At 66.9% G+C, this 25,049-nt stretch carries 25 protein-coding genes; 13 read left to right on the top strand and 12 right to left on the bottom strand.

The features are described 5' to 3' along the window. Window positions 1–81: 81 nt before the first annotated feature. Both N5J29_RS03140 and N5J29_RS03135 read right to left on the bottom strand, forming a co-directional pair. Window positions 82–789, bottom strand: a complete 708-nt coding sequence (locus tag N5J29_RS03140; RefSeq protein WP_164151945.1) for a YafY family protein — start codon at window positions 787–789, stop codon at window positions 82–84. Continuing rightward, entirely contained in the window at window positions 789–1,424 is a 636-nt protein-coding gene (locus tag N5J29_RS03135) for an NAD-dependent dehydratase (protein WP_065174362.1), read from the bottom strand. Before N5J29_RS03135 ends, N5J29_RS03140 begins: the two co-directional genes overlap by 1 nt. Window positions 1,425–1,529: 105 nt before the next feature. Between N5J29_RS03135 and N5J29_RS03130 the strand changes: the two genes are divergently transcribed. Continuing rightward, a complete protein-coding gene (locus tag N5J29_RS03130) occupies window positions 1,530–3,068 on the top strand; it encodes a GGDEF domain-containing protein (RefSeq protein WP_279924093.1) in 1,539 nt (512 codons plus the stop codon). A 52-nt stretch (window positions 3,069–3,120) separates the two neighbouring features. Here the strand turns inward: N5J29_RS03130 and N5J29_RS03125 are convergent, their stop codons facing one another. Beyond that, a complete protein-coding gene (locus N5J29_RS03125) occupies window positions 3,121–4,047 on the bottom strand; it encodes a DUF808 domain-containing protein (protein WP_164151943.1) in 927 nt (308 codons plus the stop codon). Window positions 4,048–4,257: 210 nt separating this feature from the next. Between N5J29_RS03125 and N5J29_RS03120 the strand changes: the two genes are divergently transcribed. Next, the gene (locus tag N5J29_RS03120) at window positions 4,258–5,901 is read left to right on the top strand and encodes an AarF/UbiB family protein (protein WP_227255316.1); all 1,644 of its coding nucleotides are present in this window, start codon (window positions 4,258–4,260) and stop codon (window positions 5,899–5,901) included. 283 nt (window positions 5,902–6,184) lie between these two features. Continuing rightward, window positions 6,185–8,290: a phosphoglycerol transferase I gene (locus N5J29_RS03115; protein WP_164151942.1), complete on the top strand. Its 2,106-nt coding sequence runs from the start codon at window positions 6,185–6,187 to the stop codon at window positions 8,288–8,290. A gap of 327 nt (window positions 8,291–8,617) precedes the next feature. Here the strand turns inward: N5J29_RS03115 and N5J29_RS03110 are convergent, their stop codons facing one another. Together N5J29_RS03110 and N5J29_RS03105 are read right to left on the bottom strand one after the other, a co-directional pair. Then, a complete protein-coding gene (locus tag N5J29_RS03110) occupies window positions 8,618–11,011 on the bottom strand; it encodes a DUF3772 domain-containing protein (protein ID WP_164151979.1) in 2,394 nt (797 codons plus the stop codon). 140 nt (window positions 11,012–11,151) lie between these two features. Then, complete coding sequence (locus N5J29_RS03105; protein WP_053520409.1) at window positions 11,152–11,400, bottom strand: hypothetical protein; 249 nt, start codon at window positions 11,398–11,400, stop codon at window positions 11,152–11,154. A 183-nt stretch (window positions 11,401–11,583) separates the two neighbouring features. Between N5J29_RS03105 and N5J29_RS03100 the strand changes: the two genes are divergently transcribed. From N5J29_RS03100 to N5J29_RS03090, 3 genes are all read left to right on the top strand, one after another. Continuing rightward, window positions 11,584–12,078: a lipocalin family protein gene (locus tag N5J29_RS03100; protein WP_053520408.1), complete on the top strand. Its 495-nt coding sequence runs from the start codon at window positions 11,584–11,586 to the stop codon at window positions 12,076–12,078. Between the two features lie 9 nt (window positions 12,079–12,087). Beyond that, window positions 12,088–13,296 (top strand): FAD-dependent oxidoreductase, encoded by a 1,209-nt coding sequence (locus N5J29_RS03095; RefSeq protein ID WP_164151940.1) that lies wholly within the window; start codon window positions 12,088–12,090, stop codon window positions 13,294–13,296. A 125-nt stretch (window positions 13,297–13,421) separates the two neighbouring features. Then, window positions 13,422–13,904 (top strand): hypothetical protein, encoded by a 483-nt coding sequence (locus N5J29_RS03090; protein ID WP_074900053.1) that lies wholly within the window; start codon window positions 13,422–13,424, stop codon window positions 13,902–13,904. Between the two features lie 86 nt (window positions 13,905–13,990). Here N5J29_RS03090 and N5J29_RS03085 read toward each other — a convergent pair whose 3' ends face one another. Beyond that, complete coding sequence (locus tag N5J29_RS03085; RefSeq protein ID WP_164151938.1) at window positions 13,991–14,425, bottom strand: PepSY domain-containing protein; 435 nt, start codon at window positions 14,423–14,425, stop codon at window positions 13,991–13,993. A gap of 147 nt (window positions 14,426–14,572) precedes the next feature. On the opposite strand from N5J29_RS03085, the gene N5J29_RS03080 reads away from it, so the two are divergent. The 3 genes from N5J29_RS03080 to N5J29_RS03070 are packed head-to-tail and all read left to right on the top strand — an operon-like array spanning window position 14,573 to window position 16,862. Beyond that, window positions 14,573–14,863, top strand: a complete 291-nt coding sequence (locus tag N5J29_RS03080) for a PepSY domain-containing protein (RefSeq protein WP_053520369.1) — start codon at window positions 14,573–14,575, stop codon at window positions 14,861–14,863. Further along, the gene (locus tag N5J29_RS03075) at window positions 14,863–15,522 is read left to right on the top strand and encodes a response regulator transcription factor (RefSeq protein ID WP_053520370.1); all 660 of its coding nucleotides are present in this window, start codon (window positions 14,863–14,865) and stop codon (window positions 15,520–15,522) included. Before N5J29_RS03080 ends, N5J29_RS03075 begins: the two co-directional genes overlap by 1 nt. Further along, window positions 15,519–16,862 (top strand): HAMP domain-containing sensor histidine kinase, encoded by a 1,344-nt coding sequence (locus N5J29_RS03070; RefSeq protein ID WP_164151936.1) that lies wholly within the window; start codon window positions 15,519–15,521, stop codon window positions 16,860–16,862. The genes N5J29_RS03075 and N5J29_RS03070 overlap by 4 nt, the downstream gene beginning before the upstream one ends. Before the next feature lie 27 nt (window positions 16,863–16,889). On the opposite strand, the gene N5J29_RS03065 is transcribed toward N5J29_RS03070, so the two are convergent. Further along, window positions 16,890–17,210, bottom strand: coding sequence for a DUF6122 family protein (locus N5J29_RS03065; RefSeq protein WP_164151934.1), 321 nt, complete (start codon window positions 17,208–17,210; stop codon window positions 16,890–16,892). Window positions 17,211–17,253: 43 nt separating this feature from the next. After that, complete coding sequence (speA, locus tag N5J29_RS03060; RefSeq protein ID WP_053520373.1) at window positions 17,254–19,143, bottom strand: arginine decarboxylase; 1,890 nt, start codon at window positions 19,141–19,143, stop codon at window positions 17,254–17,256. 206 nt (window positions 19,144–19,349) lie between these two features. Between speA and speE the strand changes: the two genes are divergently transcribed. Further along, on the top strand, window positions 19,350–20,201 hold the full coding sequence (speE, locus tag N5J29_RS03055) for a polyamine aminopropyltransferase (protein ID WP_128988323.1): 852 nt from the start codon (window positions 19,350–19,352) through the stop codon (window positions 20,199–20,201). Between the two features lie 75 nt (window positions 20,202–20,276). On the opposite strand, the gene N5J29_RS03050 is transcribed toward speE, so the two are convergent. Continuing rightward, window positions 20,277–21,182 carry an aspartyl/asparaginyl beta-hydroxylase domain-containing protein gene (locus N5J29_RS03050; protein ID WP_164972362.1) on the bottom strand — a complete coding sequence of 302 codons (906 nt, stop codon included), beginning with the start codon at window positions 21,180–21,182 and terminating at the stop codon, window positions 20,277–20,279. 447 nt (window positions 21,183–21,629) lie between these two features. On the opposite strand from N5J29_RS03050, the gene N5J29_RS03045 reads away from it, so the two are divergent. Beyond that, the gene (locus N5J29_RS03045) at window positions 21,630–22,289 is read left to right on the top strand and encodes an RIO1 family regulatory kinase/ATPase (protein WP_053518133.1); all 660 of its coding nucleotides are present in this window, start codon (window positions 21,630–21,632) and stop codon (window positions 22,287–22,289) included. A 147-nt stretch (window positions 22,290–22,436) separates the two neighbouring features. Here the strand turns inward: N5J29_RS03045 and N5J29_RS03040 are convergent, their stop codons facing one another. After that, window positions 22,437–22,775 (bottom strand): P-II family nitrogen regulator, encoded by a 339-nt coding sequence (locus N5J29_RS03040; RefSeq protein ID WP_005411374.1) that lies wholly within the window; start codon window positions 22,773–22,775, stop codon window positions 22,437–22,439. A gap of 154 nt (window positions 22,776–22,929) precedes the next feature. Between N5J29_RS03040 and N5J29_RS03035 the strand changes: the two genes are divergently transcribed. Both N5J29_RS03035 and arr read left to right on the top strand, forming a co-directional pair. Continuing rightward, window positions 22,930–23,181 carry an accessory factor UbiK family protein gene (locus N5J29_RS03035; protein WP_053518135.1) on the top strand — a complete coding sequence of 84 codons (252 nt, stop codon included), beginning with the start codon at window positions 22,930–22,932 and terminating at the stop codon, window positions 23,179–23,181. Window positions 23,182–23,306: 125 nt separating this feature from the next. Beyond that, window positions 23,307–23,741 (top strand): NAD(+)--rifampin ADP-ribosyltransferase, encoded by a 435-nt coding sequence (gene arr, locus N5J29_RS03030; RefSeq protein WP_074900061.1) that lies wholly within the window; start codon window positions 23,307–23,309, stop codon window positions 23,739–23,741. 4 nt (window positions 23,742–23,745) lie between these two features. Here the strand turns inward: arr and N5J29_RS03025 are convergent, their stop codons facing one another. Both N5J29_RS03025 and N5J29_RS03020 read right to left on the bottom strand, forming a co-directional pair. After that, window positions 23,746–24,180, bottom strand: a complete 435-nt coding sequence (locus N5J29_RS03025; protein WP_164151932.1) for a DUF4279 domain-containing protein — start codon at window positions 24,178–24,180, stop codon at window positions 23,746–23,748. Window positions 24,181–24,283: 103 nt separating this feature from the next. Then, on the bottom strand, window positions 24,284–24,886 hold the full coding sequence (locus N5J29_RS03020; RefSeq protein WP_164151930.1) for a DUF998 domain-containing protein: 603 nt from the start codon (window positions 24,884–24,886) through the stop codon (window positions 24,284–24,286). Between the last annotated feature and the right edge of the window lie 163 nt (window positions 24,887–25,049).

The raw sequence follows: 25,049 nt of genomic DNA, 5'->3' as shown, positions 1-25,049 counted from the left end.
CTGCTGACAGATTCTGTCAGCAGCATCGCGATTGTTCGCCCGCTGTTCGCCAAGCTCGAAGGCCGTCGAGCAAGCCCGATGCTACGAACGATCCAACCAGTCCGGTGCGATGCCCTGGGCCTTCTGCCAGCGCCGCAGCAGGATGGCGCGTGGCACGTGATAGCGATCCTCCAGCGCGCGCACCTGCCGGATGCGGTCCAGCCGGAAGTGGCGGAAGTCTTCGCGGCTCTCGCACCACGCCGCCAGCATCGGAACTTCGTCGAAGTAGCCCAGCGCGAAGGGCCAGACGATGCGCTCGCTGCGCTGGCCGTGCGCATCTTCGTAGCCGAACTTCAGGCGCTGCTGTGCGCTTACGGCTTCGCGCACCGCCTGGAGCCGGGCCGCCGGCACCTTCGCCGCTGTTCGTGAAGGGCCCACGCGCAGACCGCTGTCACGCAGTGCCTCGCGGCGAGCGGCGGGCAACACATGCGCAATGCGCGCCAACGCATCACGGGCAGCCTCGGCCAGCGCCGGCTCGCTGCGGGCCGCCACCCAGCGCAGGCCCAGCACCAGCGCGTCGATCTCGGCCGGTGGCAGGGTCATCGGCGGCAGCGTGTCGCTCGGCGCGAGCTGGTAGCCGACGCCGGCCTCGCCGCGCAGGTCAGCGCCCTGCCCGCGCAGCGTCTCGATGTCGCGGTACAACGTACGCAGGCTGATACCCAGCGCATCGGCCAGCACCTGTCCGGCCACCGGCCGTCGATGGCGGCGCAGCAGCTGCAGCAGCTGGGTCAGGCGCAGCGCACGCGACATCAGCCGACCAGTGCGCTTGATGTCACCACGTGCTCACCCGGTTGCGGGGCCAGCGCGGCTCCGGTCAGTGCCCTGGCGATCTCGACGGCTGGATTGATCCGCCATGCCCGCGGCAGTGCCGGCCCCAGGGCACCGAGCACCGCCAGTGCGAAACGCTCGCCACGACGGACCTCGGTGCGCTCGCCGCCGATCAGTCCAGGCCGCACCAGGGTCAGCGAAGCAAACCCCAGCGCGCGCAGGTCACGCTCCAGCTCACCCTTCACCCGGCTATAGAAGATCGACGACTGCGGGTTGGCACCGGCGGCGGAATTCAATACATAGGTCTTCGCGCCCTGTGCCTGTGCGAGGCGGGCGAACGCCAGCGGATAGTCATGGTCGATGCGGTGGAAGGCCTCGCGGCTGCCGGCCTGGGCGATGGTGCTGCCCAGCGCGCAGATGACCGCGTCCACGCGCGCCCACTCAGGCGAGGCCGGCAGCGCGTCAAAGGCCAGCACCGGGTTCTCCAGCTTCCCATGGGTCAACGCCAGCGGACGCCGGGTGGGCGCGATCACGGCGCTGCAGCGCGGGTCGTCCAGCAACCCGGGCAGGGTCAGCCCGCCGACCAGGCCGGTCGCCCCCAGCAACATCACGCGCATCACCACCTCCCGTGCGGCATCCTGTCGCCCATCCTAGCCGTTCAAGCCATCGGCAGCCGCGCCGATATGCTGGAACCAGACCCTGCCAGCCCCAGGATTCGCTCCATGACGGACCACCCCGACCCGCGCCCCGCCCCCGGCACCGCCCTCGGTCCGCCGGCACGCGTGCGCGCGGTTGCCGACGCGGGTGAGGGCGAGCGCGTGGTCCTGCAGGGCGGCAGCAGCGCAAGCCTGCAACGGCTCTTTGCCGGTGCCGATGCGCCGGAGCCGCTGCTGGCCGCGTTCGCCAATGGCATGGCGACGCTGCCGGGCGAACTGGGCGACATGGGTGATCGCCTGCAGTCCGCGCAGGCCAGCGCCGACTGGCCACGCTACGGGCGGGCGATGCGGCAACTGATCGACAAGTACATCCGCACCATCGACCAGCATTCACCGGATGGGCAGCCCGACAGCCTGCGCCTGTCCGAACAGCTGCGCCTGCTGCTGGGCGGCGCGGTAGTGGCGCTGCTGCAGCACGACCCGGACCTGCGCGAGCAGGCGCAGGCGCTGTCCCTTCGCCTGCGCCACTGGCAGCCGGGCAGCGCCCTGGAGCCGATCGAGCAGGGTGTGCGCGAGCTCGGCCATCAGATCGGCGTGCGTGCCGGCAGCTGGCAGGAACAGCAGGCGCTGCTGCTGGAGCTGTTCGCACTGCTGCTGGAGAATGTGAGCGAACTGCTGGACGATCGCAGCTGGCTGCAGGGCCAGATCGCGGCGGTGCGGCAACTGCTGTCCGGCCCGCTGCAGGCCGAGGCCGTTGAACGAACGCGTGCCGAGCTGCGCGAGGTGATCTACCGGCAGGGCCTGCTGCGCCAGGGCATCGACGACTCCAAGGCGGCGATGCGCGGACTGATGGGGGATTTCATCGAACGCATGGATGGCATGGCCACCAGCACCGGTGAATACCATGACCGTATCGGCAGCTACGCACTGCAGCTGCGCGAGGCGCGCAGCATCGCCGATCTGAACCAGCTGCTGCAGGAGGTGATGCGCGATACCGGCAAAGTGCAGCAGCAGGCCGCGCAGGCACGCGACCACCTGGCTGCCGCACGGCTGGACGTGGAGCGCGCTGAACAACGCATCGCCGAGCTGGAACAGGAACTGCGCATGGCCGGCGACCTCGCGCGCATCGATCCGCTGACCCAGGCACTGAACCGCCGGGGCCTGGACGAACTGCTGCAGCGCGAGCTGGCGCGCGCCGAACGCAACAACACGCCGCTGGGCGTGGCGGTGATCGATCTGGATGACTTCCACCAGACCAACAACGCGCATGGTCACGCCGGCGGTGACGCGCTGCTGCAGCACATGGTGGCGGTGTGCATGCTGCTGCTGCGCGCCACCGATGGCATCGCGCGGCTGGGCGGCGACGAGTTCGTGCTGGTGCTGCCGGAGACCCCCGGTGCGGACAGCATGGCCACCGTGCAGCGCCTGCAGCGCTCACTGGCGCATCGGGTACTGACCGTGCAGGACCGGCGCGTGCCGGTGCATTTCAGTGCCGGACTGGCGCAATGGCAGCCCGGAGATGACAGCGAGGCGCTGCTGCGACGGGCCGACGAGGCGCTGTACGCGGCCAAGCGGCAGGGCAAGAACCGCGTGCAGGCGGGCTGAAGCGCTCCGCCGGGCATGGCCCGGCGCTACCGCCGCCCGTCCGGCGACGCGGCTACTTCCCGCGCAGCTTCTGGATGCCGGTCACCGCCGCCAGCACGATGGCGCCAGCGACGATACCCACCACCATGTTGGCAACCGCGCCGATCAGCCAGCCCCACTGGCCCTCGCCACCGAGCGCCTGCACCGCGTGGTGCAGCGCCGGCACGTTGTGCACCAGAATGCCGCCGCCGACCAGAAACATGGCCACGGTGCCGGCGATCGACAGGAACTTCATCAACCACGGCGCCGATGCGACCAGGCCGCGTCCGAACGCTGCGACCGCTCCGCCCTTGCGCGAGAGGTACAGGCCCGCGTCGTCCAGCTTGACGATGCCGGCAACCAGTCCGTAGACGAACACCGTCATCGCCAATGCGACCACCACCAGGGTGAGTACCTGCTGGGAGAACGAGGCGGCGGCAACCACGCCCAGTGTCAGGACGATGATCTCGGCAGAGAGGATGAAGTCGGTACGGATCGCACCTTTCACCTTGTCCTTCTCCCACGCCACCATGTCCACCTGCGCATCGGCCAGTGCCTTGCGCCGCTCGGCCTGGTGCTCGGCGTCCTCGTCCGCCGAATGCAGGAAACGGTGCGCCAGCTTTTCCACGCCCTCGAAGCAAAGGAATGCGCCACCGATCATCATCAAGGGCACGATCAGCGGCACGTTCCAGCCACGACCATGCAGCCAGGCTTCCAGGGCGCTGATCGCCAGCGCGGCCGGAACCAGGATCACCTTGTTGAGCAGCGAGCCTTTGGCCACCGCCCAGACCACAGGCAGTTCACGGTTGGCAGAAACACCGGTTACCTGCTGCGCGTTCAGCGCCAGGTCGTCGCCAAGCACACCGGCCGTCTTCTTCGCGGCCACCTTGGTCAGGATCGAGACGTCATCGAGCAGCGTCGCGATATCGTCGAGCAGGGCAAACAGGCTGGCACCGGCCATGGGGGTTCCAGGAGGGAGGATGGACGGATTCTGACCGATCCAACGGCCCGGGAGGAAGTGGATTCACCGCGTGCCTACCCTGCCCCGGCCAGACTGGCGAGGTGATCCCGTTCCGCCGGGCATGGCCCGGCACTACCGGTCGTTGTCCACAAGGAGTGCCGTTTGAACAATCCGCCCACCGCCACTGGCAATCCACCGCTGGTAAAAGGCATGAGCCGACGCAGCCAGATCCTGCGCCTGCTGATGCGCTACCGTCATTCGGGGGTGTTCTCCGGCATGAACCTGGACGCAGCCGGCAGCCAGGCCGAGGTGCCGGCCGACGGCAATCCCGAGCAGTTCGTCAGTGACCTGGAAGCGCTGGGGCCGACGTTCGTCAAGCTGGGCCAGATGCTGTCCACACGTCCAGACATGGTGCCGGTGGAGTTCGCCACGGCACTGGAGCGCATGCAGGAGAAGGTGGCCGAGATTCCGGTCGAACGCATCCATGCCATCGTCGAGCAGGAGCTGGGGGCACCGGTGAGCAAGCTGTTCGCGGCCTTCGACCCCGAGCCGCTGGGCTGCGCCTCGATCGCCCAGGTCCATCGTGCGGTGATGCATGACGGCCGGCAGGTCGCGGTGAAGGTGCAGAAGCCGGAGGTCGCCGCGCAGCTGCGTTCGGACCTGGAAGCGTTGCGCAGCTTCGCTCTGGCCGCCGATCACCTGACCCAGGTCGGCCGCCGGGTGCGCCTGCGCGACTGGCTCAACGAGTTCGCCAAGACCCTGATGCAGGAGCTGGATTACCACGCCGAGGCCGAGAACCTGGCCCGCTTCGGCCGCCATCTGCGGCCCTTCCGGCGCCTGTGGGTCCCGCAGCCGATCTGGGATTACAGCAGCCAGCGCGTGCTGACCATGGAGCTGGCCACCGGCGTTCGCGTGGACGCGATACCCGGCGTACGCCGTACCGAGCAGTCGATGGACCCGTTGGCAGCCGCGCTGATCCGGGGCTACCTGGACCAGATCTTCGTGCATGGCGAGATCCACGCCGATCCCCATCCGGGCAACCTGCGGGTGATGCCCGATGGTCGCCTCGCCATCTTCGATCTGGGCATGGTCGCGCACATGCCACCGCGGCTGCGCGAGCGCCTGCTGAAGATCCTGTTCGCCGCCGTCGATGGCCGCGGCGAAGAAGTGGCGGACGATCTGATCAGCATCAGCACCCGGCTGGAAGCCTTCGACGAGGAGCGTTACCTGCGCGAGACCGGCCAGTTGATCGCGCGCTATGCCGCCAGCGGCAACTTCTCCGAGGGACGCGTGGTGCTGGACATGGTGCGCATCGCCACGGCCTGTGGATTGCGTACGCCGCCGGAACTGAGCCTGCTGGGCAAGGCGCTGCTGAACCTGGAGACGGTCTGCCGCCTGCTCGCGCCCGAACTGGACACGCGCCGCATCGTCGAGCGCCAGCTGCAGCATGTGATGCGCGCGCGCCTGAAGAAGTCGCTGTCGGCCGCCAACCTCGCCAGCGAGGCGATGGAGCTGCAGCAGCTGCTGCGCGATGGGCCGCGCAAGCTGTCGGACATCATGGCCCTGCTGGCCGAGAACCGCCTGCAGATGAAGGTGACCGGGCTGGAGGAATCACGGCTGATGGAGAACCTGCAGAAGATCGCCAACCGCGTGGCGGCGGGCATCATCAGCGCAGCGCTGATTCTCGCCGCATCGCTGATGATGAAGCTCGATACCGGCTGGCATGTGTTCGGTTACCCGGCGATCGCGCTGGTGCTGATGCTGATCGGCGTGGCGTTGGGGCTGGGCATCGTCACCAGCGCGCTGTTGTTCGATCGGCGCGCGCGTGCACGCGAGGAACGCGGCCATCGATGAGCGGAGTGCGTGGTGCGCGACATGTGCACCTGCGCCATACGTCCATCTCCGAAGTGCCGCATTCATGCGGTTCTTAATGCAATCCAACGCGCGTTTTCACGCTCTTTTTACTTGATCGCGCTGTTACCGCACGCGGTCGATCAACAAACATTTCAGTCAGGTTCGTGCATGCACTATCGGGTCATCGGCCTGTCATGCACACATGCTAGCGGCAGCGCCGGTCGGATGGACACGCGTCGGTACGACGTCCATCGCACCACCCCGTTCACTGCCGAAGCCGCCTATGCTCTGGATCCTTCTGCTGTCGTTGTTGCTGCTGGCCTGGCTGTTCCTCGCTTCCGACAAATGGATGTGGTGGAAGGCCGGTTCGTTCTCACTGCTGTTGCTGGCGCTCAGCACGTGGTGGCTGATCGACAAGCTCTCCGGTGACGGACTCAACGCCGCCACGCTGTACCACCTGGGTGCGGACATGGAGGGTGCCGGCGTCGCCGACTTCAAGGGCTACATCGCCGGCTTCATCGTGCTGGCCCTGGTTTCGCTGCTACCGCTGTTCGCCACGCGGGTCCGCCGCTGGCATCGGCCCGGACGGGGTGCGGCCTGGTTCGCCGGCTTCGCCGTCGCATGGGTGGTCACGCTCATGGTCAGTCCGCTGGCGCGCGACGGCCAGCGTCTTTACCAGCAGCTGCGACCGGTGGATTTCGCGCGCATCGCGCCGGAATACCAGGTGCCTACCCAGCCGTTGCAGCGGCCGCGCAACATCGTCTGGATCTACGGCGAAAGTCTTGAACGCACTTATCTGGACGAGAACGTGTTCCCCGGGTTGATGCCCAATCTCAATCGTCTGGCCGCCAGGTCGTTGGATGTGCGCGGCCTGGCATCGGCCGAAGGCAGTGGCTGGACCATCGCCGGGCTGGTGGCATCGATGTGCGGCGTGCCGCTGACCACCTCGCAGGGCGATGAGAACAGCATGGACCGGATGGGCAGCTTCCTGCCCAAGGCCGTGTGCCTGGGCGACTACCTGAAGCAGCAGGGCTACACCAACCATTATCTGGGCGGCGCCAACGGCCAGTTCGCCGGCAAGGGCCAGTTCCTGGCCAGCCACGGCTTCGACGAAGTACATGATCTGGCGTGGTTCAAGCAGCAGAAGAAGATCGGGCGCATTCACTACTCTGCTTGGGGCGTACACGATGACGTGCTGCTGGACACCGCCTACCAGCGCTTCGAGCAGCTCTCGCGCGCCGGCGCACCGTTCATGCTGACCACGCTGACCATGGATACGCACCATCCCGCAGGCCACCTGCCGGTGTCGTGCAAGGGCGAACGCTACCAGAGCCAGTACGGCAACATCGGCCTGCTCAACGCGCTCAAATGCACCGACCGCCTGATCTCGCAGCTGGTCCAGCGCATCCAGGCCAGTCCGTACGGCAAGGACACGCTGATCGTGATCGCCTCGGACCATCTGGCGATGCCCAACGATCTCAGTCACGTGCTGGCCAGGCAGAAGCGCGAGAACCTGCTGCTGTTCCTCGGTGATGGCGTGGCGCCGCGCCAGCTGGCGGCGGAGAACGGCTCGACGCTGGACTCCGGCGCCACCCTGCTGGGCCTGCTCGATCCGGGCCTGCGCACGATGGGCTTCGGCCGCTCGCTGCTGGACGAAACGCGTGCCCCCAGTGCCAGCGTCGCGGCGCGTCGCGATGGCGGCCGCGATTACCCGCAGTACCTGGCATTCGCCCGGTCGCTGTGGCTGGGCGAGCCGACCCGCGAACTGCGGATCGACAACGACGACCAGGTGGTGGTGGGCATGCAGCACGTGCAGCCGCCGGTCCTGCTGGAGTACGACAAGGACTGGGGCCTGAAGTCGGTGTATCTGGAGAACACGTCCCGCCAGTTCGACGATGCCGATCCGGACAACACCCTGGCCTATGTGGATCGCTGCACCGCATTCGAGGATGGGTCGGCCGACGGCGACTGGTGCGCCTTGCTGGTGAACCGCGACAACGGCATCAAGCTGTACCGCGACGACGACCTGCGTGGTGGCATCGCGGTGGACGCGCCGCTGGATGCGTTCCAGGGACCGCGCCCGAGCGTGCGCCAGGCCCACATGATCACCCAGAAGGGCCGCCGCACCCGCGCCGGCCAGTACATGCTGCAGCTGGTGGCAAGCACGCGCCCGGATCGCGGTTTCTGGATCGAGGCCGTGTCATCGCAGCGCAAGGTGGTGCTGGCCCAGCAGTGGGTCCAGCCTGATGCCGACGGCAAGATCAATGTGTCCTTCGGACTGGATCATGAAGTGGACGATCTGGAGATCCGCGCCTGGTTGAATCACGCCGAGACGCTGGCCGTGGATACCTTCGCGCTGGTGCCTTCGCGCAGCCGACCGCGGGGATAGGGTTTTCTGCAGGTGTGGGTAGGTGTCGACCTTGGTCGACACTTCTGCCAGATATCGAAATCAATCTGGGGTCAGATCCGTTTTCTGCGGAAGAAAACGGATCTGACCCCAAAAGCAATTCCAGCAGATCGCGGAAATCTGTCGAAGGCGGGGTGGGTCCGGTTGCGGGGGCCGCTGCAAGTACGTCCATGTAAGCTCGGTCGCCGCATCCATGCGGCTCACGCCCCCGCAACCGGACCCACCCCGCCATCCCATGGAATGCTTGGTGTTGCTGTTGCTGTTGCTCCGGCCTCGGCAGGTGCAGGGCGCAGCCCTGCCGGGAATCCCCTACTCCTGGGGGTCGCGGGTGATGTGGATGTCCGTTGGCGTGGACAGCGGAATGTTCCGCTCCGCCAGGATCTGCAACAGACTGAAATACAGATCGCTGCGGGTGCCGTACACCTGCCGCGGGCTGGCCACGTAGGCGAAGCTGTTGATGGTGATCTGGCCGCCGGCAATGCCGTCGATGTATACCGTCGGCGCGGGCGTCTGCAGCACGCTGGTGTGCGCGCCATAGGCATCCAGCATGGCCTGCCGCAGGCCGGCGACGTCGGTGCTGGTCGGTACCGCGAACTGGATCTGGATGCGGCCCTGGTTGTTGCCCATCGTCATGTTGCGGATGGTCTTGGTGATCAGCTCCGAGTTGGGCACGATCAACGTGGACTTGTCGCCCACCTGGATCTCGGTCGAGCGCACATTGATGCGGCGGATGTCGCCTTCCTGGTCACCCAGCTTCACCCAGTCACCGATCTTCACCGGTCGCTCGGCCAACAGGATCAGGCCGGAAACAAAATTCTGGGTGATCGCCTGCAGGCCGAAACCAATACCCACCGACAACGCACTGACCAGCAGCGCCAGCTTCTGCAGGTTCAGGCCCATCACCGTCAGGGCCCACAGCACCGCGATGATGATGCCAAGATAGCGGGCGACGGTGCTGATTGAATTGCGCGCGCCCAGATCCAGTTCGGTCTTGGGCAGGTAGGTGTCGGCCAGCCAGCGCTGCACCACCTGCATCACCCCCAGCCCGGCCAGCAGCACGCCGATGGCCAGTACGATGCGGCCCGGCTCCAGCGTCAGGTCCTTGGCGATGGGAATGCCATTGGCCAGCGACGCGAAGCGCTCCACGATCGAGCCGACATTGCCGAAGGGCGCGGCCAGTGCCAGCAGCGCGATCAGGACCACGAAGGTGCGCAGCACCGCCGACAGCAGCACGCCGGCCTGCTCCAGCCTGGAGACGCTCAGGCCGGTGCTGAGCAGGATGGTCTGGCCAACCTTGCTGTCGGCGTTCAACAGCCAGGTGCAGAAATCATCGACGAACTTGAACAGCAGGGTGGCTGCCAGCACCACGATGCTGCCGCCGATCAACTGCTGGTTCACGAACTTGGCGAAGTTCACATAGCCCAGCAGCGTGGCGATGATCGCCGCCACCACCGCGATGTTGCCGGCCACGCGCGCCAGTACCAACCAACTGCTGCGGCGCACCGGCTGCTGTGCGCCGAGACCATCGGCCTGCGCTTCCAGCTTCGCTTCGGCTTCGGCCGTCTGCCGCCGGTGCAGGCGTGCCAGGGTCACCAGCATGGCCATGATCAGGCCGAGGTAGGTCAGCGCAATCACGCCATCCAGTGCCACCGTGGTCACGTCGCTGGTGCGGGTGGCACGGTCGATGGCCACCAGCACGTTGCTCAGCCAGGCCAGCGCAGCGGCACCCCAGGCGTACTTGCGCAGCTTCAGCGCGGCGGTGTCATCCAGGTTCAGCAGCCGCCAGGAGGGGCGCCTGGGCATCAGCAGGCACGCGCTGAGCGCGGCGATGAAGGCTGCAGCGAAGGTCGCCGCCACCAGGCCATCGGCCACGTTCTGCAGGCGCGGGGCGATGCCGCCAATGGCATTCAGCGAAGCCACCAGCACCACCACCGCATAGCCCGGCAGCAGGGTGCCCACCAGCAGCAGCCACATGGCCAGGCCGGAACGGCGCAGGCGGCCGTCCGGCGCGCGTTCCGAGGCGGCAAACCGGCGCCCCAGCGCGCGCAGCCACAGGCGCAGCGGGAACATCATCACCAGTGCTGCGGCCAGGCCGAGCAGCAGGGTGCCCCAGCCGTGGGTGTCGATGGCCTTGGCCAGGGTGTCACGCCCCTGTTGCGCCAACGGGCGCACGCGGGCGATGTCATCGGGAAGCTGATCGGCCACCTGCCGCCAGAGCGACGGCGACAGCGGTGAATCGACCTTGCGGCCCAGTTCCTCGCTGATCTGCGCGGAACGTTGCTTGTCGATGTCCGCACTCAACTGCTGGGCACGCACCGCGATGGATTTTGCCTGGGCCACCGAGGCGGCCAGGGCATCGCGCTCGCGGGTGAGCGTGCGTCGCTGCGCGGCCAGGTCGGGGGGCTCGGTGGTGCCCTGCGGCGCTTCACCCAGCTGGGCCAGCTGCTCATTGAGCTGATCCAGCTGTGGCTGCAGGGACTTGTCCAGCGCCTCGGCATCCCGCTTGGCCTTCGACGCGTTCTCTGAAAGCGTGCCGAGTGTTTCGGTGGCTTCGGCGTCGTCACGCTTGCGCTCGATCTCCTTCAGCGCGCTGTCAATCTGTGCCAGCTGCTGCTTCGGCGTAGGCGCCTCGTTCTGCGCGAGCGCGGGCGCGGACAGCAGAAGGGCAGCACCCAGCAGCAGGCCCAGCCAGGGCCCGCGCATGCGGATCGATTGCAGGAAGGAAGACACGCCAGATGCACACCGGTTCGCGCGGACCACCGCGCCTGCGCGCGACTATACGGCACGACCGGTCAAGGTCGGATGCCCGGGGCGGCACCGCCCGCAGCACCCGCCCCCGCGGTTCAGTACTTCAACCGCAGCTCCTCCACCGTCGGCTGCTGCAGCGCATACCAGTCCTGGAACTCTTCCTCGGTGATTTCGTCCGGGGCGTACACCGCCACCGGAGGCCAGTCGTGGTCGGTCGGCAGCGGCTGGCGCGGACCGGCGCGCAGGCTGTAGCTGACGCCCTCATAGTCCACCAGATCGTCGACCTGCGGCCATTGCTCGCGCGCGAACGCGGTTTCACTCTTCAACAGGATCACCTGGTACATCGGCACCTCCGCTTCAGGTTGGATCGGAACACCCGGCGCTGGCGGCAGGATACCGCCGCGCCGATGACAGCGGGAATGACGCCGCGGCGACGCAATGTTCTGGACACCGCCATCGCTCCGGCTTCACCCGCTCGTGGCGAGGCCGTCGGCATCGTGGAGGCCCCGTTCCCGCTGCGCCTGCCGATGACCGAACAGCTGCCACTGAAGACCGTCGCCGACCTCAAGCTGCCCCGCTACCTGGGCACCTGGTATGAGATCGCGCGCCTGCCCATGCGCCACGAGCCGGAAGGCTGCACCGATGTCTCGGCGCACTACAGCCTGCTCGACAACGGCAACGTCAGCGTCCACAACCGCTGCCGCATGGACGGCCAGGTCGAGGAGGCCAGCGGCGAAGCCTGCCCCGTCGACAACGACAGCGCGCGCCTGGAAGTGAGCTTCCTGCCCAAGGGCCTGCGCTGGCTGCCCTTCGCCAAGGGCGACTACTGGGTCATCCAGATCGCTCCGGACTACAGCGTGTCGCTAGTTGGCAGCCCCGATCGCCGCTACCTGTGGCTGCTGGCACGCGAGCCGAAGCTGGACGCCACCGTGCGGGACCATTATCTGGCCACGGCGCGGCTGCAGGGCTTCGATCTGTCCGAACTGATCCACACGCCGCACACCGGCCATCCCACCGCCTGACCCATCACCATGGACCTGAAAAGTGGCTATCCCTGGTGGGCCGTACGTAATGGCCTGATCCAGGCATTTCCCCCGCTGGAGGGCGACCTGCGCTGCGATGTGCTGGTGGTCGGCGGCGGCATCACCGGCGCACTGATCGCCGATGAGCTGTCAGGTCACGGTCACGAGGTCGCCCTGATCGAGCAGCGCGACATCGGTTGGGGCAGCACCGCCGCCAGCACCGCGCTGTTGCAGTACGAGATCGACACCCATCTGCTGGAACTGGCCCAGCGCTATGGCCACGACGCGGCCACGCTGGCCTACCGGGCCTGTGCCGAGGCGATCCCGGCACTGGGCGAAGTGGCGCGTGGCCTGAAGGACGTGGACTTCCGGCGCATGGACAGCCTGTACCTGGCCAGTCGCCACCGCGACGTGCCCCGCCTCATGGCCGAGGGCCAGGCACGCCGCAGCGCCGGCCTGGACGCCCGCTGGCTGGGCCCGGAGGCGCTGGCGGAGCGCTTCGATGTGGACGCCGGCGGCGCATTGCTGACCCGGCAGGCAGCGCGGGTCGACCCTTACTGCCTCACCTATGGATTGCTGAAGCGGGTGCGCCAGCGCGGCGGCCACATTCACGATCGCACCGTGCTGCACACGCTGACGCCAGGCACACGGGGCGTAACCGCCCAGACCGAATCAGGCGCGACGATCCGCGCAGGCCACGTGGTGCTGGCGATGGGATACGCCAACCAGCGCTGGCTCTCGCAGCGCGTCGCACGCAACCGCAGCAGCTATGCCTTCATCACCGACCCTGTCGATGCCGCTGTGCTGGGCCCCCTGCAGCGCACGATGGTGTGGGAAAGCGCGCGCCCCTATCTGTACCTGCGGGCCACCGGCGACCGTCGCCTGCTGGTGGGCGGGCTGGACGATGCCATCGATATTCCGGCACGGCGCGACCGGCGGGTGGAAGGCAAGGCAGACAAGCTCATGAAGCAGCTGCTGCACTGGTTTCCCAAGCTCGACCCGGTACCGGCATTCTCATGGGCCGGTACCTTCGCCGAGACCGCCGACGGATTGCCGTTCTTCGGCCCGCATGAACAGTGGGGGCCGCGCGTGCACCTGGCAATGGCCTACGGCGGCAACGGCATCACCTATTCCATGATCGGCGCACAGCTGCTGCGGGCCCGCATCGAGCGGCGCAAGCATCCGCTGGCGGAGCTGTTCGGGTTCGGGCGGCTGTGACCTGCAGCCGGGCATGGCCCGGCTCTACCCCAATCCGGCGCCGACAGGCATCATTCAAGCACGCCCTGCTAGCGTCGGCCTGTAACGCCGCGTGTGGCGTGGTCCCTGTCCGCTGGAGCGCCAAGATGATCCGCCCCCTGACCCTGCTGTTGTGCCTGGCCCTGCCCGGGACCGTGCTCGCCCAGTCCGCTGCCGGCGCCACCGCACCGCAGGCATCCGGGCTGGATCTGACATTGCCGCAGGCGCCGATGCGTTACCTCAACGATCCGACGTTGCAGCAGGACCCGCCGGGCACCTACTACGGTGACAAGAGTGGCCCGCGCGTGCACGACGATGCCCGCATCGCCGACGTGCAGGACGACAAGGTGAAGGTCTCCGGCAGTTTCACCACCGGCATCGGGTACTCCAAGCGGGGTGGCAACAGCCACTACAACGCCGCCACGCTGAATCTGAGCAAGAACTACACCACCGACGAGGGCAAGACCCGCGGGGTGAACCTCAACATCCACGTCAGCGAAGGCGAGGGCCCTGGCTTCTTCGGCCCGTATGGCGGCTACTACGGTCGCGGCCCGGGCTACTGGGACTACCCGCCGCCCTACGGCTGGTAAGCACCTGCGGGCAGCGCCGGGCCATGCCCGGCGAGCGCAGCGCATGCATCAGGCCGCCGGGCATGGCCCGGCGCTACCCGAGGCGCTCAATCCAGCCAGCCGTCGCGTTCGCTGTGCAGGATGCGGCCGTCATAGCCGCTCAGGCGCACCTCGACCTTCTGGTTGCGGGCATTGCGCGCTTCCAGCGACCAGGTGGCGCCATCGCGCTCCAGCGAGTGGATCTCGCGCAGGCCCTGCGACTGTGCCTTGGCCAGCACCTGCTCGGTCGGCAGCAGCGCGCGGCCGTTGTGCTCATCGAAGATCTCGCCGGTCTTCGGGTCTACGTAGACCTCGCTGAAGCGGCCATCGGCGCGGCTGACGTCGGCTTCCCACAGGCCGTCTTCGCGTTCGATCTCGTGGATCTGGGTGTAGCCGGCCTTGCGCAGGGCCTGCTCGGCCTGGGCCATGCCCAGCGGTGCAGCGTGCGCGGCCGGAGCGATGGCCAGCACGGCGACGGTGGCGAGGGTGAGCGACTTCAGCATGGGAGTTCTCCTGTTCGTGGCCGGACCATTCCGGCAGCACCACGATGCCGCGGTCGGCTAACAGCCCCTTAGCGGCCATCGTTAGTCGGCTGTTAGTCGGCGGTGCCATGCTCGCGCCTGTCGCCATCGCCCGAGGATCCGTCACCGATGCTGGTCTCCCTGCCCCTGCTGCTGGCCCTGGCCACTCCGGGCTCCGCTGCCGGCCCTGCGCCGGACCCGGCGCAGCAGGTCGCGCGCCGCGCCGTGCAGCAGGGCCGTTACGTGCCCCTGGAACAGGTGGTGCGCGACGCGCTCAGGCGCCAGCCCGGCCAACTGCTGGAGGTGGAGCTGGACGACGCGGTGTACGAGGTGGAGATCCTGCGTGACGACGGCGCAGTGGTGGAGCTGGACTATGATGCGCGCAACGGGACGTTGTTGAAGATGGAACTGGACGACTGATGCGGATCCTGCTTGCCGAGGATGACACCGAGCTGGCCAAACGCCTGCAGCCCCTGCTGGAGCAGGCCGGCTACGTGGTCGATGTGGCCACCGATGGCCGTCGTGCGGAAGAGATCGGCCAGATCGAGGACCTGCATGCCGCAGTCGTCGATCTTGGCCTGCCCGGCCTGGATGGACTGAGCGTGATCGAGCGCTGGCGTGCCCATGGCCGCGATTTTCCGGTGCTGGTGCTGACCGCACGCAGCCGCTGGCACGACAAGCTGGCCGGCTTCGATGCAGGCGCCGATGACTACCTGACCAAACCGTTCCAGGCCGATGAACTGGTGCTGCGCCTGCGTGCCCTGATCCGCCGCAGCCGGGGCCACGCCAGCCCGCGCCTGCAGTGCGGCCCCCTGCAGCTTGACGTCAACGCCGGTCGCTTTGAACTGGACGGGCAACCGTTGCCGCTGAGTCCCCAGGAGTTCCGCGTACTGAGTTACTTCATCCATCACGCCGGCCGCGTGATCAGCCGCGACCGCCTCGGCGAACAGGTCTTCGAAGGCGGTTACGATCCGGACTCGAACGCGCTGGACGTGCTGCTTGGCCGGGTGCGGCGCAAGCTGGGCGTGGAACTGATCCATACCGTGCGTGGCCAGGGTTGGCGGCTGGCCGAGGCATGAGCGCGCGCCAGCCTTCATTGCGGCGGCGGCTGCTGCTGGTGGGGGGCATCGGCCTGGTGCTGGTGTCGGTGCTGGCCAGCGTGCTGCTGGGCGAGCTGTTCAAGCGCAGCGCGCGCGACCGTCTTGACGGCGAGTTGCAGCAGGACATGCTGACTCTGCTCGCGCAGGCGGAGATCGATCCCGACGGACAGCTGCGGCTGCGCCAGGAACCCAACGACGCGCGCTTCCAGCGTGTGTTCTCCGGCGCCTACTGGCAGATCACCGACCGCAACGGCAAGGTGCTGCTGCAGTCGCGCTCGCTGTGGGACCAGACGCTGCCGGTCACGGCCACCGGCCCGGCCGAGCGCAATCTGAGCGGGCCGATGCAGCAATCGCTGCGTGCCCGTGTGCAGCAGGTGCGCCTGCCACGTGCATCGCAGCCCTACATTGCGCTGGTTGCCCATGATCGCAGCGCGCTGGACGCGGACACCGCCGCCTTCCGTCAGCGCAGCGCGCTCGCGCTGGGCCTGCTGGTCGCGGCCTGGCTGGCGGTGCTGGCCAGCCAGGTGCATTTCGGCCTGCGCCCACTGCGCGGCCTGGGCCAGCAGCTGGAACGCATCCGCCGTGGCGATGCCGAGCGCATCGACCGCAGCCGGCTGGATCTGGAGATCGCGCCGCTGGCCGATGAGCTCGATGCCCTGCTCGATCACCACCAGCGCATGGTCGCGCGCGCGCGCAGCAGCGCCGAGGACCTGGCGCATGCGCTGAAGACGCCGCTGAGCGTGCTGGCGGCCGAGGCGGAGGGTGAAGGACGCGGCTGGCGGCGCACGGTGCACGAACAGGGCGCGCGCATGCGTGCGAGCATCGACCGCTACCTGGCCGCCGGCCTGGCCGTGGACCACCACCAGCGCAGCGATGTGGCGCCCGCGGTGGAGGCATTGTACCGATTGATGACCCGCGTGCATGCCGGCCGCCGCATCCGCTTCCAGATGGACGTGGCACACGGGCTGGCCTTCGCCGGCGCAGCCACCGACCTGGAGGAGATGCTGGGCAACCTGCTGGACAACGCCGGCAAATGGGCCGCCAGCGAAGTACGCCTGCGGGCCCTGGCCAAACAGGACCGGCTGCATATCGAAGTGCGCGATGACGGCCCGGGGCTGGACGAAGCCAAGCTGGAGAGTGTCCTGCAGCGTGGCGTACGCCTGGACGAACGAGTGGAAGGCAGCGGCCTGGGCCTTGCGATCGCCGCGGAGATCGCCGCCAGCCACGGCGGCTCACTGCGCCTTTCCAACGAGAACCCGGGACTGCGCGCACGGTTGGAACTGCCGCTGGCCCCGACGGACGCCCCGCCTCCCCGGTAGAGCCGCCCCGGCGCTGCACGACCCGCCTCAGCGGTGATGCATCCACCAGCAGTCGATGGCGTCGAGCATGATGTGGATCACCAGGCCGATGCCCACCAGGCGGGTCTTCTTCGGCACGCACAGCCCGGCATACACCGCGATCGCCGGCGCGGTGTGCAACGGGTGGAAGCCGATGCTGCAGCGGTTCGGCGCGTAGATCGGATCGGCCAGCAGATGGTCGAGGTCGATGATCCAGCCCAGCAGCATCAGCAACCACGCCGATGCAAAGCGCTTGCGCCAGAACAGCCATGCCAGCAGGGCTGGCACGGCGGCATGCAGGAACAGGTGGAAGATCGCGCGGGCGCTCATCAGGACCGATAGCGCCGGGCCATGCCCGGCGTTGCCGCAGGCATCAGACCAGCGGCTCGTCGGACAGGTAGGTGTAGCCGGTCAGGCCCGCCTCCAGCGCCTGCGACAGTTCCTGCGCACGCTCCGGCGACAGCCCGGCGGCAGCCACGCGCTGGGCATAGGCCGCGCGCAGGTCATCCAGCCGGTAGCCCACGTAGTCCAGCATCACGTCGGTGGTGTCGCCACGACGCTGCTGGGTGATCGCGTAGCCGTCCGCATCGGCCACCACTTCCACCGCGTCGGTGTCACCGAACAGATTGTGGATGTCGCCCAGGATCTCCTGGTAGGCACCGACCATGAAGAAGCCGATGCGGTAGCTCTCGCCGTGCTTGATCGCGTGCAGCGGCAGCGAACTGTCCAGGCTCTCGTTCTCGACATAGGTCTTGACCATGCCGTCCGAGTCGCAGGTCATGTCGGCAATGATGCCGCGACGGTCCGGCACTTCGTCCAGCCGCTCGATCGGCACGATCGGGAACACCTGGTCGATGGCCCACGCGTCGGGAATCGATTCGAACACGCTGAAGTTGACGAAGTACTTGTCGACCAGGCGCTCGTTCAGTTCATCCAGCGCCGGACGGTGGCTCTTCTCGTCATAGCTCAGGCGCGCACGCACGCCGTGGGCGATGGCGTAGAACAGGTCGTCGATGCGCGCACGCTGCGGCAGGTCGATCTGGCCCAGCGCGTAGCTGGACAGGCCTTCGGCATGGAAGTGCTGCGCCTCCTGGAACAGTTCCACCGCCGGGCGCACGTCCAGTTCCTCGTGGATCTCGCGCAGATGACGGATCGAAGCCGGCTCGTCATCGTGCTGGTCCGGCACGCGGCCTTCCTGCGCCTGTTCCACTTCGGACACATTCGCGATCAGCACTGCATGGTGCGCGGTCATCGCACGGCCGCACTCGGTAACGATGCGCGGGGGGGGCAGGCCGTGCTCTTCGCAGGCGTTGGCCAGCGGCTGCACGATGTTGCTGGCATACGAATTCAAGCCGTAGTTGATCGAGCAGAAGCTGCGCGAACGGGTGCCTTCGTAATCAACGCCCAGGCCGCCGCCCACGTCCACATGGGTGATCTTCGCGCCCAGCTGCGACAGTTCAACGAAGTAGCGGGTGGCTTCGCGCATGCCGTTGGCGATGTCGCGCACGTTGGAGATCTGCGAGCCCATGTGGAAGTGCAGCAGGCTCAGGCAATCGGCGTACTCGGTATCGCGCAGCGACTTCCACAGGTCCAGCAACTGGCGCGGGGACAGGCCGAACTTGGCCTTGTCGCCCCCGCTGTTCTGCCACTTGCCGGCGCCCAGCGACGCCAGCCGCATGCGTACGCCCAGGCCGGGCTTCACGTCCAGCGCCTTGGACTCTTCCAGCACCAGCTTCAGCTCGGACGGCTTCTCGATGACGATGAAGGTCTGCAGGCCCAGCTTGCGACCGATCAGGGCCAGGCGGATGTACTCACGGTCCTTGTAGCCGTTGCAGACGATCAGGCCGCCCGGGCGCGACAGTGCCAGCACCGCCATCAGCTCCGGCTTGCTGCCCGCTTCCAGGCCGAAGCCCTCGCCGTGGTGGCTGGCCAGGGTACCGGCCACGCCGCGGTGCTGGTTGACCTTGATCGGGTACACCGCGGTGTAACCACCCGCGTAATCCCAGTCCTGCTGGGCCTGGGCGAATGCCGCCTGCAGCTTGCCCAGGCGCTGGCCGAGGATGTCCGGGAAGCGCACCAGCAGTGGCAGCTTGGCGCCCGCCTCGCGGGCGGCGTCCACCACCTTGGGCAGCGACACCACCGGGCCGTCCGCCCCGGTCGGTCTCACCACCATGTGCCCGGCCTGATCCACGTCGAAGTAACCATCCGCCCAATGCGGGATCGAGTAGGTCTTGCGGGCTTGGTCGAGGGACCAATCGGTCATTTCAGTCGGCCTTGTTGGCAATAAAAGGGGGGGCATGATAACGCCTATATGCCCACAGGTTCGTTATCATGCGCGCCCGCGCCCGTGACCCGGCTCCTGCCGGACCTGAACAGGCCGATCCGTCCGGATGTGGCTTGCGCCACGCGGCCCCGTGCCGCCAACCCGGCTCTACCCCCTCCGAACAGGACCCCAGAAGGACACGTCCCATGACTGACAGCAACAACTGGTACATCGAGCATTTCGAGCGCACCGGCTCGGCCATCGGCTACCGCATCACCGGCAAGCTGGACGAGGTGCAGTCGCCCTTCCAGAAGATCGAGATCTTCCAGACCACCGACTGGGGCAACCTGATGACCATCGATGGCGCCATCATGCTGACCAGCAAGGACAACTTCTTCTATCACGAGATGATCAGCCACCCGGTGCTGTTCACCCACGCCGCCCCCAAGCGCGTGGTGATCATCGGTGGCGGCGACTGCGGCACCCTGCGCGAAGTGCTCAAGCACAAGGGCGTGGAGAGCGTGACCCAGTGCGACATCGACGAGCAGGTCACGGTGATGGCGCGCAAGCACTTCCCGGAGCTGTGCGACTCCAACGACGATCCGCGCGCCGAACTGCTGTTCGACGACGGTGTGGCCTACATGGCCAACTGCCCGGCCGGCAGCGTGGACGTGGTGATCGTGGACTCCACCGACCCGGTCGGCCCGGGCGAAGGCCTGTTCAACAAGGCCTTCTACGAGAGCTGCTTCAAGGCGCTGAAGGACGATGGCATCCTGGTTCAGCAGTCCGAATCGCCGCTGATGCAGCTGGAACTGATCAACGAGATGCGTACCGAGATGGGCAAGGCCGGCTTCGGTTCGTTCAAGACCCTGCCGTTCCCGCAGCCGTGCTACCCGACCGGCTGGTGGAGCGTGACCATGGCGCGCAAGGGCGACAGCAGCTTCGACTTCCGCCAGGCTGATTCGGCCGCCAAGACCTTCACGACCCTGTACTACACCGCCGCGCTGCACACCGGCGTGCTGGTGACCCCGCCGTTCGTGCAGGCGGCATTGAAGTAAAGAAAAACCCGCGCTGGCGACAGCGCGGGTTGTTCGTGTTCCGGTAGCGCCGGGCCATGCCCGGCGGCCGTTCGATCAGATCGCCCAGATTCCGGCAATCACCGCCGCCACCAGGCCCCACTTGATGACCTGGTAGGCCACCACGCTGCGCTCGCGCAGCGCCTTGGCCTTCAGGCGCACCTTGTACAGGCTGCCGAATGCCTTGTTGACACCCCCGGTCGGATCACCTGGCAGGTTCGGCGAAGCGCCACCGGCCAGCAGCGTGGCGGCCACCGCACGGTTGAACAGGCCCGGCAGGCCGAAGCGCAGCGGGCGCGCGATGTCGCAGAACAGGATCACTCGGTCCTGCTCGGTCTCGTTATGCGCGTGGTGGATGTAGGTTTCGTCGAACATCATCCACTCGCCGTCGCGCCAGCTCTTCCGGATGCCGTCCACTTCGATGTAGCAGGCATCATCGTTGGGGGTGCTCAGGCCCAGGTGCAGGCGCAGCGAACCGGCGAACGGATCGCGGTGCGGACGCAGCTCGCTGCCCGGCGGCAGCTGCGCGAACATCGCTGCGCGAACATCCGGAATCGACTCGATCAGGGCCACGGTCTTCGGGCACAGCGTCTTCGCTGACGGGTGCGAGGGGCCGTACCAGCGCAGGTAGAAGCGCTTCCAGCCACGGCGGAAGAACGAGTTGAAGCCCGCATCGTTGAAACTGCTGGACGCAGCGATCTTCTGCGCATCGCGCAGCGCCAGCGCCTCGTCACGGATCATCTGCCAGTTCTGGCGCAGGGGTTCCAGCTGCGGGAACTCCTTGCCCGGGTCCAGAAACGGCGTGGTCGGCACCTTCGAGAACATGTACATGACCACGTTGATCGGGGCCATGAAACTGGAGTGGTCCAGCAGCTGGCGCGACCAGCGCGCGCGGACCTTGCCACGGAAGTGGATGTACAGCACGCAGGCCACGAACAGCACTGCCAGTACGATCTTGATCATCAAAAACTTTCCTCCGGCGGCAGCCGGAACGGGAATCAGGGGGCGATGCACGGCGCAGGCGGCCGGCATCGGTGGCAACGCGGCAGGGGACGGGGACGTGCCGGAACGGGGCGGCCGCCAATGTCGCGGATGAACAGCTTATGGTCGGCAGGCCGTGCGCCGGGGTCAAGCCACACGTGCGCCATGTTCAGCGGCGCTTGGCTGAACGGGTGGATTTCTTCTTCAACTTATTGATTTTCAATGCCTCAAACCGAAAAGTGAGACGAAATTGTCCGTCCGTGCGCGACGAACTGTTCCAGCCACGGCCCCGACATTTCTCCGACAGAACGTGGATTAGCGAACTTGCCGGTACTAAAATTGACTTAACGAAAGTTTAGCCAGTTTCCCCCGCCTCACCGGTTCGCTTGACGCTTCAGCGCCGCCCACCGGGTCGTCCGAGACCCCGCCATGCCCCTTCCTGCCTCCCCCTGCCAGACCTGCGGCGATGACGCCACCACGCCCCTGCTGCTCAAGCGTGGCGAACGCCTGCTGGCCCCCGATGTCTACCGCACCTGCCTGGATGGCCGCGAGGCCGTCATCAAGGACTACTCCCGCTATCGCGGCACGCCGCTGTCGCTGGTCGCACGCCTGATGGTGCGCCGTGAAGCGCGCATGCTGCAGCGCCTGGGCGGCTGGAAGCACGCGCCGGCGCTGCTGGGAACACTGGGAGGCCTGGCACTGGGCATGGAGTTCATTCCCGGCCAGACCCTCAGCACCGCCCAGGCAGTCGGCAATGAAGTGTTCGAGCAGCTGCAGCACGCACTCAGCCGCCTGCATGCGGCCGGCATCACCCATAACGATCTGCACGGCACCAACGTGGTGGTCAGCGGCGGCGTACCGGTGCTGCTGGACTTCACCTCGGCCTGGCGCGCACCGCGCTGGCTGCGCCGCAATCCGCTGACCCGGCAGATGCGCCGCAGCGACATGAAGAACCTGCTGAAGATCCGCCAGCGCGTGACCGGGCAGGCGCCCAGCGCCACCCAGGCCGCCCTGGTGGCCGACCCCGGCTGGGTGGCCGCAGTGCGCCAGGGCTGGAAGCGGTTCTATAAGTGGGCGAAGCGCCGGTAAGCGTCGCTCCGCTCACCGCTTTACCGCTCCTTGTAGAGCCGAGCCCATGCTCGGCTGCTCTTTGTAGAGTCGAGCAAGCTCGACTCTACATGACGGCGGAACGGCAGCCGAGCATCGGCTCGGCTCTACAACATCCCGCCGGACGGCTTACAGCGCGTCTGCGTCCAGCTCGCCGGTACGGATACGCACCACGCTGCCCAGGTCATACACGAATACCTTGCCGTCGCCGATCTTGCCGGTACCGGCCGCCTTGACGATGGCTTCCACCACCGCCTCCACCTGGTCATCGGTCACGGCCACTTCCAGCTTCACCTTCGGCAGGAAGTCGACCACGTACTCGGCGCCACGGTACAGCTCGGTATGCCCCTTCTGGCGGCCGAAGCCCTTGACCTCCGTCACCGTGATGCCGGTGACGCCACGCTCGGCCAGCGCTTCGCGCACGTCGTCGAGCTTGAACGGCTTGATCACCGCCATGACCATCTTCATCGTCGATCTCCTGTCTTCCGGCGTGGAGGATAGCGCCTGAACGCGCCCGGTGCGACGCCGCGGCTGCCTGTCCGGGCAGCGCGCGCCGGCAGTATCCTTGTGGCTGAACGGCCTGCCCGCGCCTGATGCGCGGGCGCCACCCACGGAGCACCCCATGATCGACCTGAACCAAATCGATGACCTCGCCCGCCGCCTCAGCGACCTGGTGCCGCCGGGCCTGCGCGAATCACGCGAGGAACTGCAGGCCACCTTCAAGAGCGCGCTGCAGGCTGGGCTGGCCAAGCTCGATCTGGTCACGCGCGAGGAATTTGAAGTGCAGCGCGCGGTGCTGCTGAAGACCCGCCAGAAGCTGGATGCGCTGGAAACAGCGGTGCGCGAGCTGGAAGGGCGCCGCGCCGCAGAATGAAAAAGGAGGCGCGCTGCGCCTCCCACTTACAGATTATTTCCCGGATGGGGCCTTGCAGCAAGGCCCACCTGGCCCCCTAGACTCGCCGGCCTGTCGATCCGGCAGGACAACCTGGGGGTATCGCGATGACGCAGGACACCGAATGGACACCCGTTTCGCAGGACACCTGCGATCAGGTCGCCGGGCCGTTCTATCACGGCACCCGGGCCGACCTGGCCACGGGCGATCTGCTGGTTGCCGGCTACGGATCCAACTATCGCGATGGCGTGGTGATGAACCACATCTACTTCACCACGATTGCCAAGGGCGCCGGGCTGGCCGCGGAGATGGCCCGGGGCGAGGGGCGGCCGCGTGTGTACGTGGTGGCACCGACCGGGCCGTTCGAGGACGACCCGAACGTCACCAACAAGAAGTTTCCCGGGAACCCGACGCGGTCGTATCGCAGTGCGCAGCCGCTGCGGATTGTCGGTGAGATCACCGAGTGGGAACCCTACGATGCGGACTTCATCCGGCAGTTGAGGGAATTCGTCGCATCGGGGAGTGGCGAGATCATCAACTGATGGTCTATTGGTGCTGAGCGTTGCGCACATCTTCATCGGCATCGTAGATGTCAAGGCCGAGCTCGATGCCGCGCTTTCCCAGGGCGAGCAGGACCTTGGGCGAAAGCGAGACACCATCATTGCTGCTGCCCATGAAAAGGCCGCAGAACAGGTCAGGCCGGAACCGTGCCAGCGACTTCCATATGGCGGGATCTCCGGTGAGCTGATCAAGGATCTCAAAAATCTGAGCCTCCAGATCTTCAGGCTCACGACGCATCGCGGCCATTCGCCAGCTTCCGGTCCTGGCGATACGCACGACGCCCGAGTGGCTGCCTCCAAGTTCCTGGCCCTTGTGATGCGAGGCGGTTGGAGCCGCCCCCAGCAGGGCACTGATCTCATCCGGCAGAAGGTCGTCGCCGAAAAATCGAAGCGTTACCAGGGAATGATCGAATGCTGCCATTGAAGTCGGGTCGTCTTTTCGGAATGTCTTTCAGTATGCGCGTCCCGTCGATGTCAGCCTTGATCGGACCTGCGCGATTGCCCCGTGCCTGCACGCCTGTCCATCAATGCGCGGGCTGCGTCTGTAGTGCACTTGGCCCCCTGCGCAGCAGGTACAGCGCGACCAGGAAGGGCCACAGGGAGTTGATGGAAGAGAACAGGCGCTGGGTGAGTCCCCTGAAACCCTGCGGATCCGCGCCCACCAGGTTCAACCATAGATAGACCACTGCCGCGATGCTCACCACGGCAGTCACGGCATAGGCCCTTCGGTTGGCCGACCAGGCCCTCAGTTCGATATGCGACATCGCCGGCGCAATGATGTTCGCGATACCGATGGCGTAGAAGCCGTGCATCGGATGACCCATGGGCCAGAGCCCATTGGTCAACATGGAGACGCCAAAGATCATCCAGCAGGCGGCACCCACGGCGATCCGGCGCCCGGATTCCCGCCATAGCGCGATGGCAAACAGTACGAACCCCAGCCCGCAGCCGATGGCGGCGATCCGTCCGCACAGGCTTGCGAGCGCGGGTGCCTGCAGCAGCTCGCTGGCGTGCTGTGCAATCGGGTTGTAACCGGGTGCGAGCATCGCAGCAACGGTGGTCCAGAACAGGAACCATGGCAGGGGTATCAGACCCGCGAAAAGAAGAGGTCGGCTGTGGCGCAACATCTGCAATGATCCTTGTCGGGGTCTGCGCGGGTCGGCGAATCCATTCAAACACCACCGCCCTCTCGTCCTAAGGGCAGTGCCGCGGCAGTCAGACTCGCCGTGGCGCGCTGGACGGTCAATAGGTGGAAAGTCACTCGCACCTTCGCAGACGCGCGCCGCACGC

The organism is Stenotrophomonas sp. GD03680 (genome assembly GCF_029844625.1).
GTDB lineage: Bacteria > Pseudomonadota > Gammaproteobacteria > Xanthomonadales > Xanthomonadaceae > Stenotrophomonas > Stenotrophomonas maltophilia_P.
The sequence above is the reverse complement of the archived record's forward strand: the minus strand, read 5'-3'. Positions and strand labels throughout refer to the sequence as shown.

Coding starts and splice junctions, on each gene's coding strand:
- N5J29_RS03140 (WP_164151945.1), bottom strand. CDS start 789: ATGTCGCGTGCGCTGCGCCTGACCCAGCTGCTGCAGCTGCTGCGCCGC.
- N5J29_RS03135 (WP_065174362.1), bottom strand. CDS start 1,424: ATGCGCGTGATGTTGCTGGGGGCGACCGGCCTGGTCGGCGGGCTGACC.
- N5J29_RS03130 (WP_279924093.1), top strand. CDS start 1,530: ATGACGGACCACCCCGACCCGCGCCCCGCCCCCGGCACCGCCCTCGGT.
- N5J29_RS03125 (WP_164151943.1), bottom strand. CDS start 4,047: ATGGCCGGTGCCAGCCTGTTTGCCCTGCTCGACGATATCGCGACGCTG.
- N5J29_RS03120 (WP_227255316.1), top strand. CDS start 4,258: ATGAGCCGACGCAGCCAGATCCTGCGCCTGCTGATGCGCTACCGTCAT.
- N5J29_RS03115 (WP_164151942.1), top strand. CDS start 6,185: ATGCTCTGGATCCTTCTGCTGTCGTTGTTGCTGCTGGCCTGGCTGTTC.
- N5J29_RS03110 (WP_164151979.1), bottom strand. CDS start 11,011: ATGCGCGGGCCCTGGCTGGGCCTGCTGCTGGGTGCTGCCCTTCTGCTG.
- N5J29_RS03105 (WP_053520409.1), bottom strand. CDS start 11,400: ATGTACCAGGTGATCCTGTTGAAGAGTGAAACCGCGTTCGCGCGCGAG.
- N5J29_RS03100 (WP_053520408.1), top strand. CDS start 11,584: ATGACCGAACAGCTGCCACTGAAGACCGTCGCCGACCTCAAGCTGCCC.
- N5J29_RS03095 (WP_164151940.1), top strand. CDS start 12,088: ATGGACCTGAAAAGTGGCTATCCCTGGTGGGCCGTACGTAATGGCCTG.
- N5J29_RS03090 (WP_074900053.1), top strand. CDS start 13,422: ATGATCCGCCCCCTGACCCTGCTGTTGTGCCTGGCCCTGCCCGGGACC.
- N5J29_RS03085 (WP_164151938.1), bottom strand. CDS start 14,425: ATGCTGAAGTCGCTCACCCTCGCCACCGTCGCCGTGCTGGCCATCGCT.
- N5J29_RS03080 (WP_053520369.1), top strand. CDS start 14,573: ATGCTGGTCTCCCTGCCCCTGCTGCTGGCCCTGGCCACTCCGGGCTCC.
- N5J29_RS03075 (WP_053520370.1), top strand. CDS start 14,863: ATGCGGATCCTGCTTGCCGAGGATGACACCGAGCTGGCCAAACGCCTG.
- N5J29_RS03070 (WP_164151936.1), top strand. CDS start 15,519: ATGAGCGCGCGCCAGCCTTCATTGCGGCGGCGGCTGCTGCTGGTGGGG.
- N5J29_RS03065 (WP_164151934.1), bottom strand. CDS start 17,210: ATGAGCGCCCGCGCGATCTTCCACCTGTTCCTGCATGCCGCCGTGCCA.
- speA (WP_053520373.1), bottom strand. CDS start 19,143: ATGACCGATTGGTCCCTCGACCAAGCCCGCAAGACCTACTCGATCCCG.
- speE (WP_128988323.1), top strand. CDS start 19,350: ATGACTGACAGCAACAACTGGTACATCGAGCATTTCGAGCGCACCGGC.
- N5J29_RS03050 (WP_164972362.1), bottom strand. CDS start 21,182: ATGATCAAGATCGTACTGGCAGTGCTGTTCGTGGCCTGCGTGCTGTAC.
- N5J29_RS03045 (WP_053518133.1), top strand. CDS start 21,630: ATGCCCCTTCCTGCCTCCCCCTGCCAGACCTGCGGCGATGACGCCACC.
- N5J29_RS03040 (WP_005411374.1), bottom strand. CDS start 22,775: ATGAAGATGGTCATGGCGGTGATCAAGCCGTTCAAGCTCGACGACGTG.
- N5J29_RS03035 (WP_053518135.1), top strand. CDS start 22,930: ATGATCGACCTGAACCAAATCGATGACCTCGCCCGCCGCCTCAGCGAC.
- arr (WP_074900061.1), top strand. CDS start 23,307: ATGACGCAGGACACCGAATGGACACCCGTTTCGCAGGACACCTGCGAT.
- N5J29_RS03025 (WP_164151932.1), bottom strand. CDS start 24,180: ATGGCAGCATTCGATCATTCCCTGGTAACGCTTCGATTTTTCGGCGAC.
- N5J29_RS03020 (WP_164151930.1), bottom strand. CDS start 24,886: ATGTTGCGCCACAGCCGACCTCTTCTTTTCGCGGGTCTGATACCCCTG.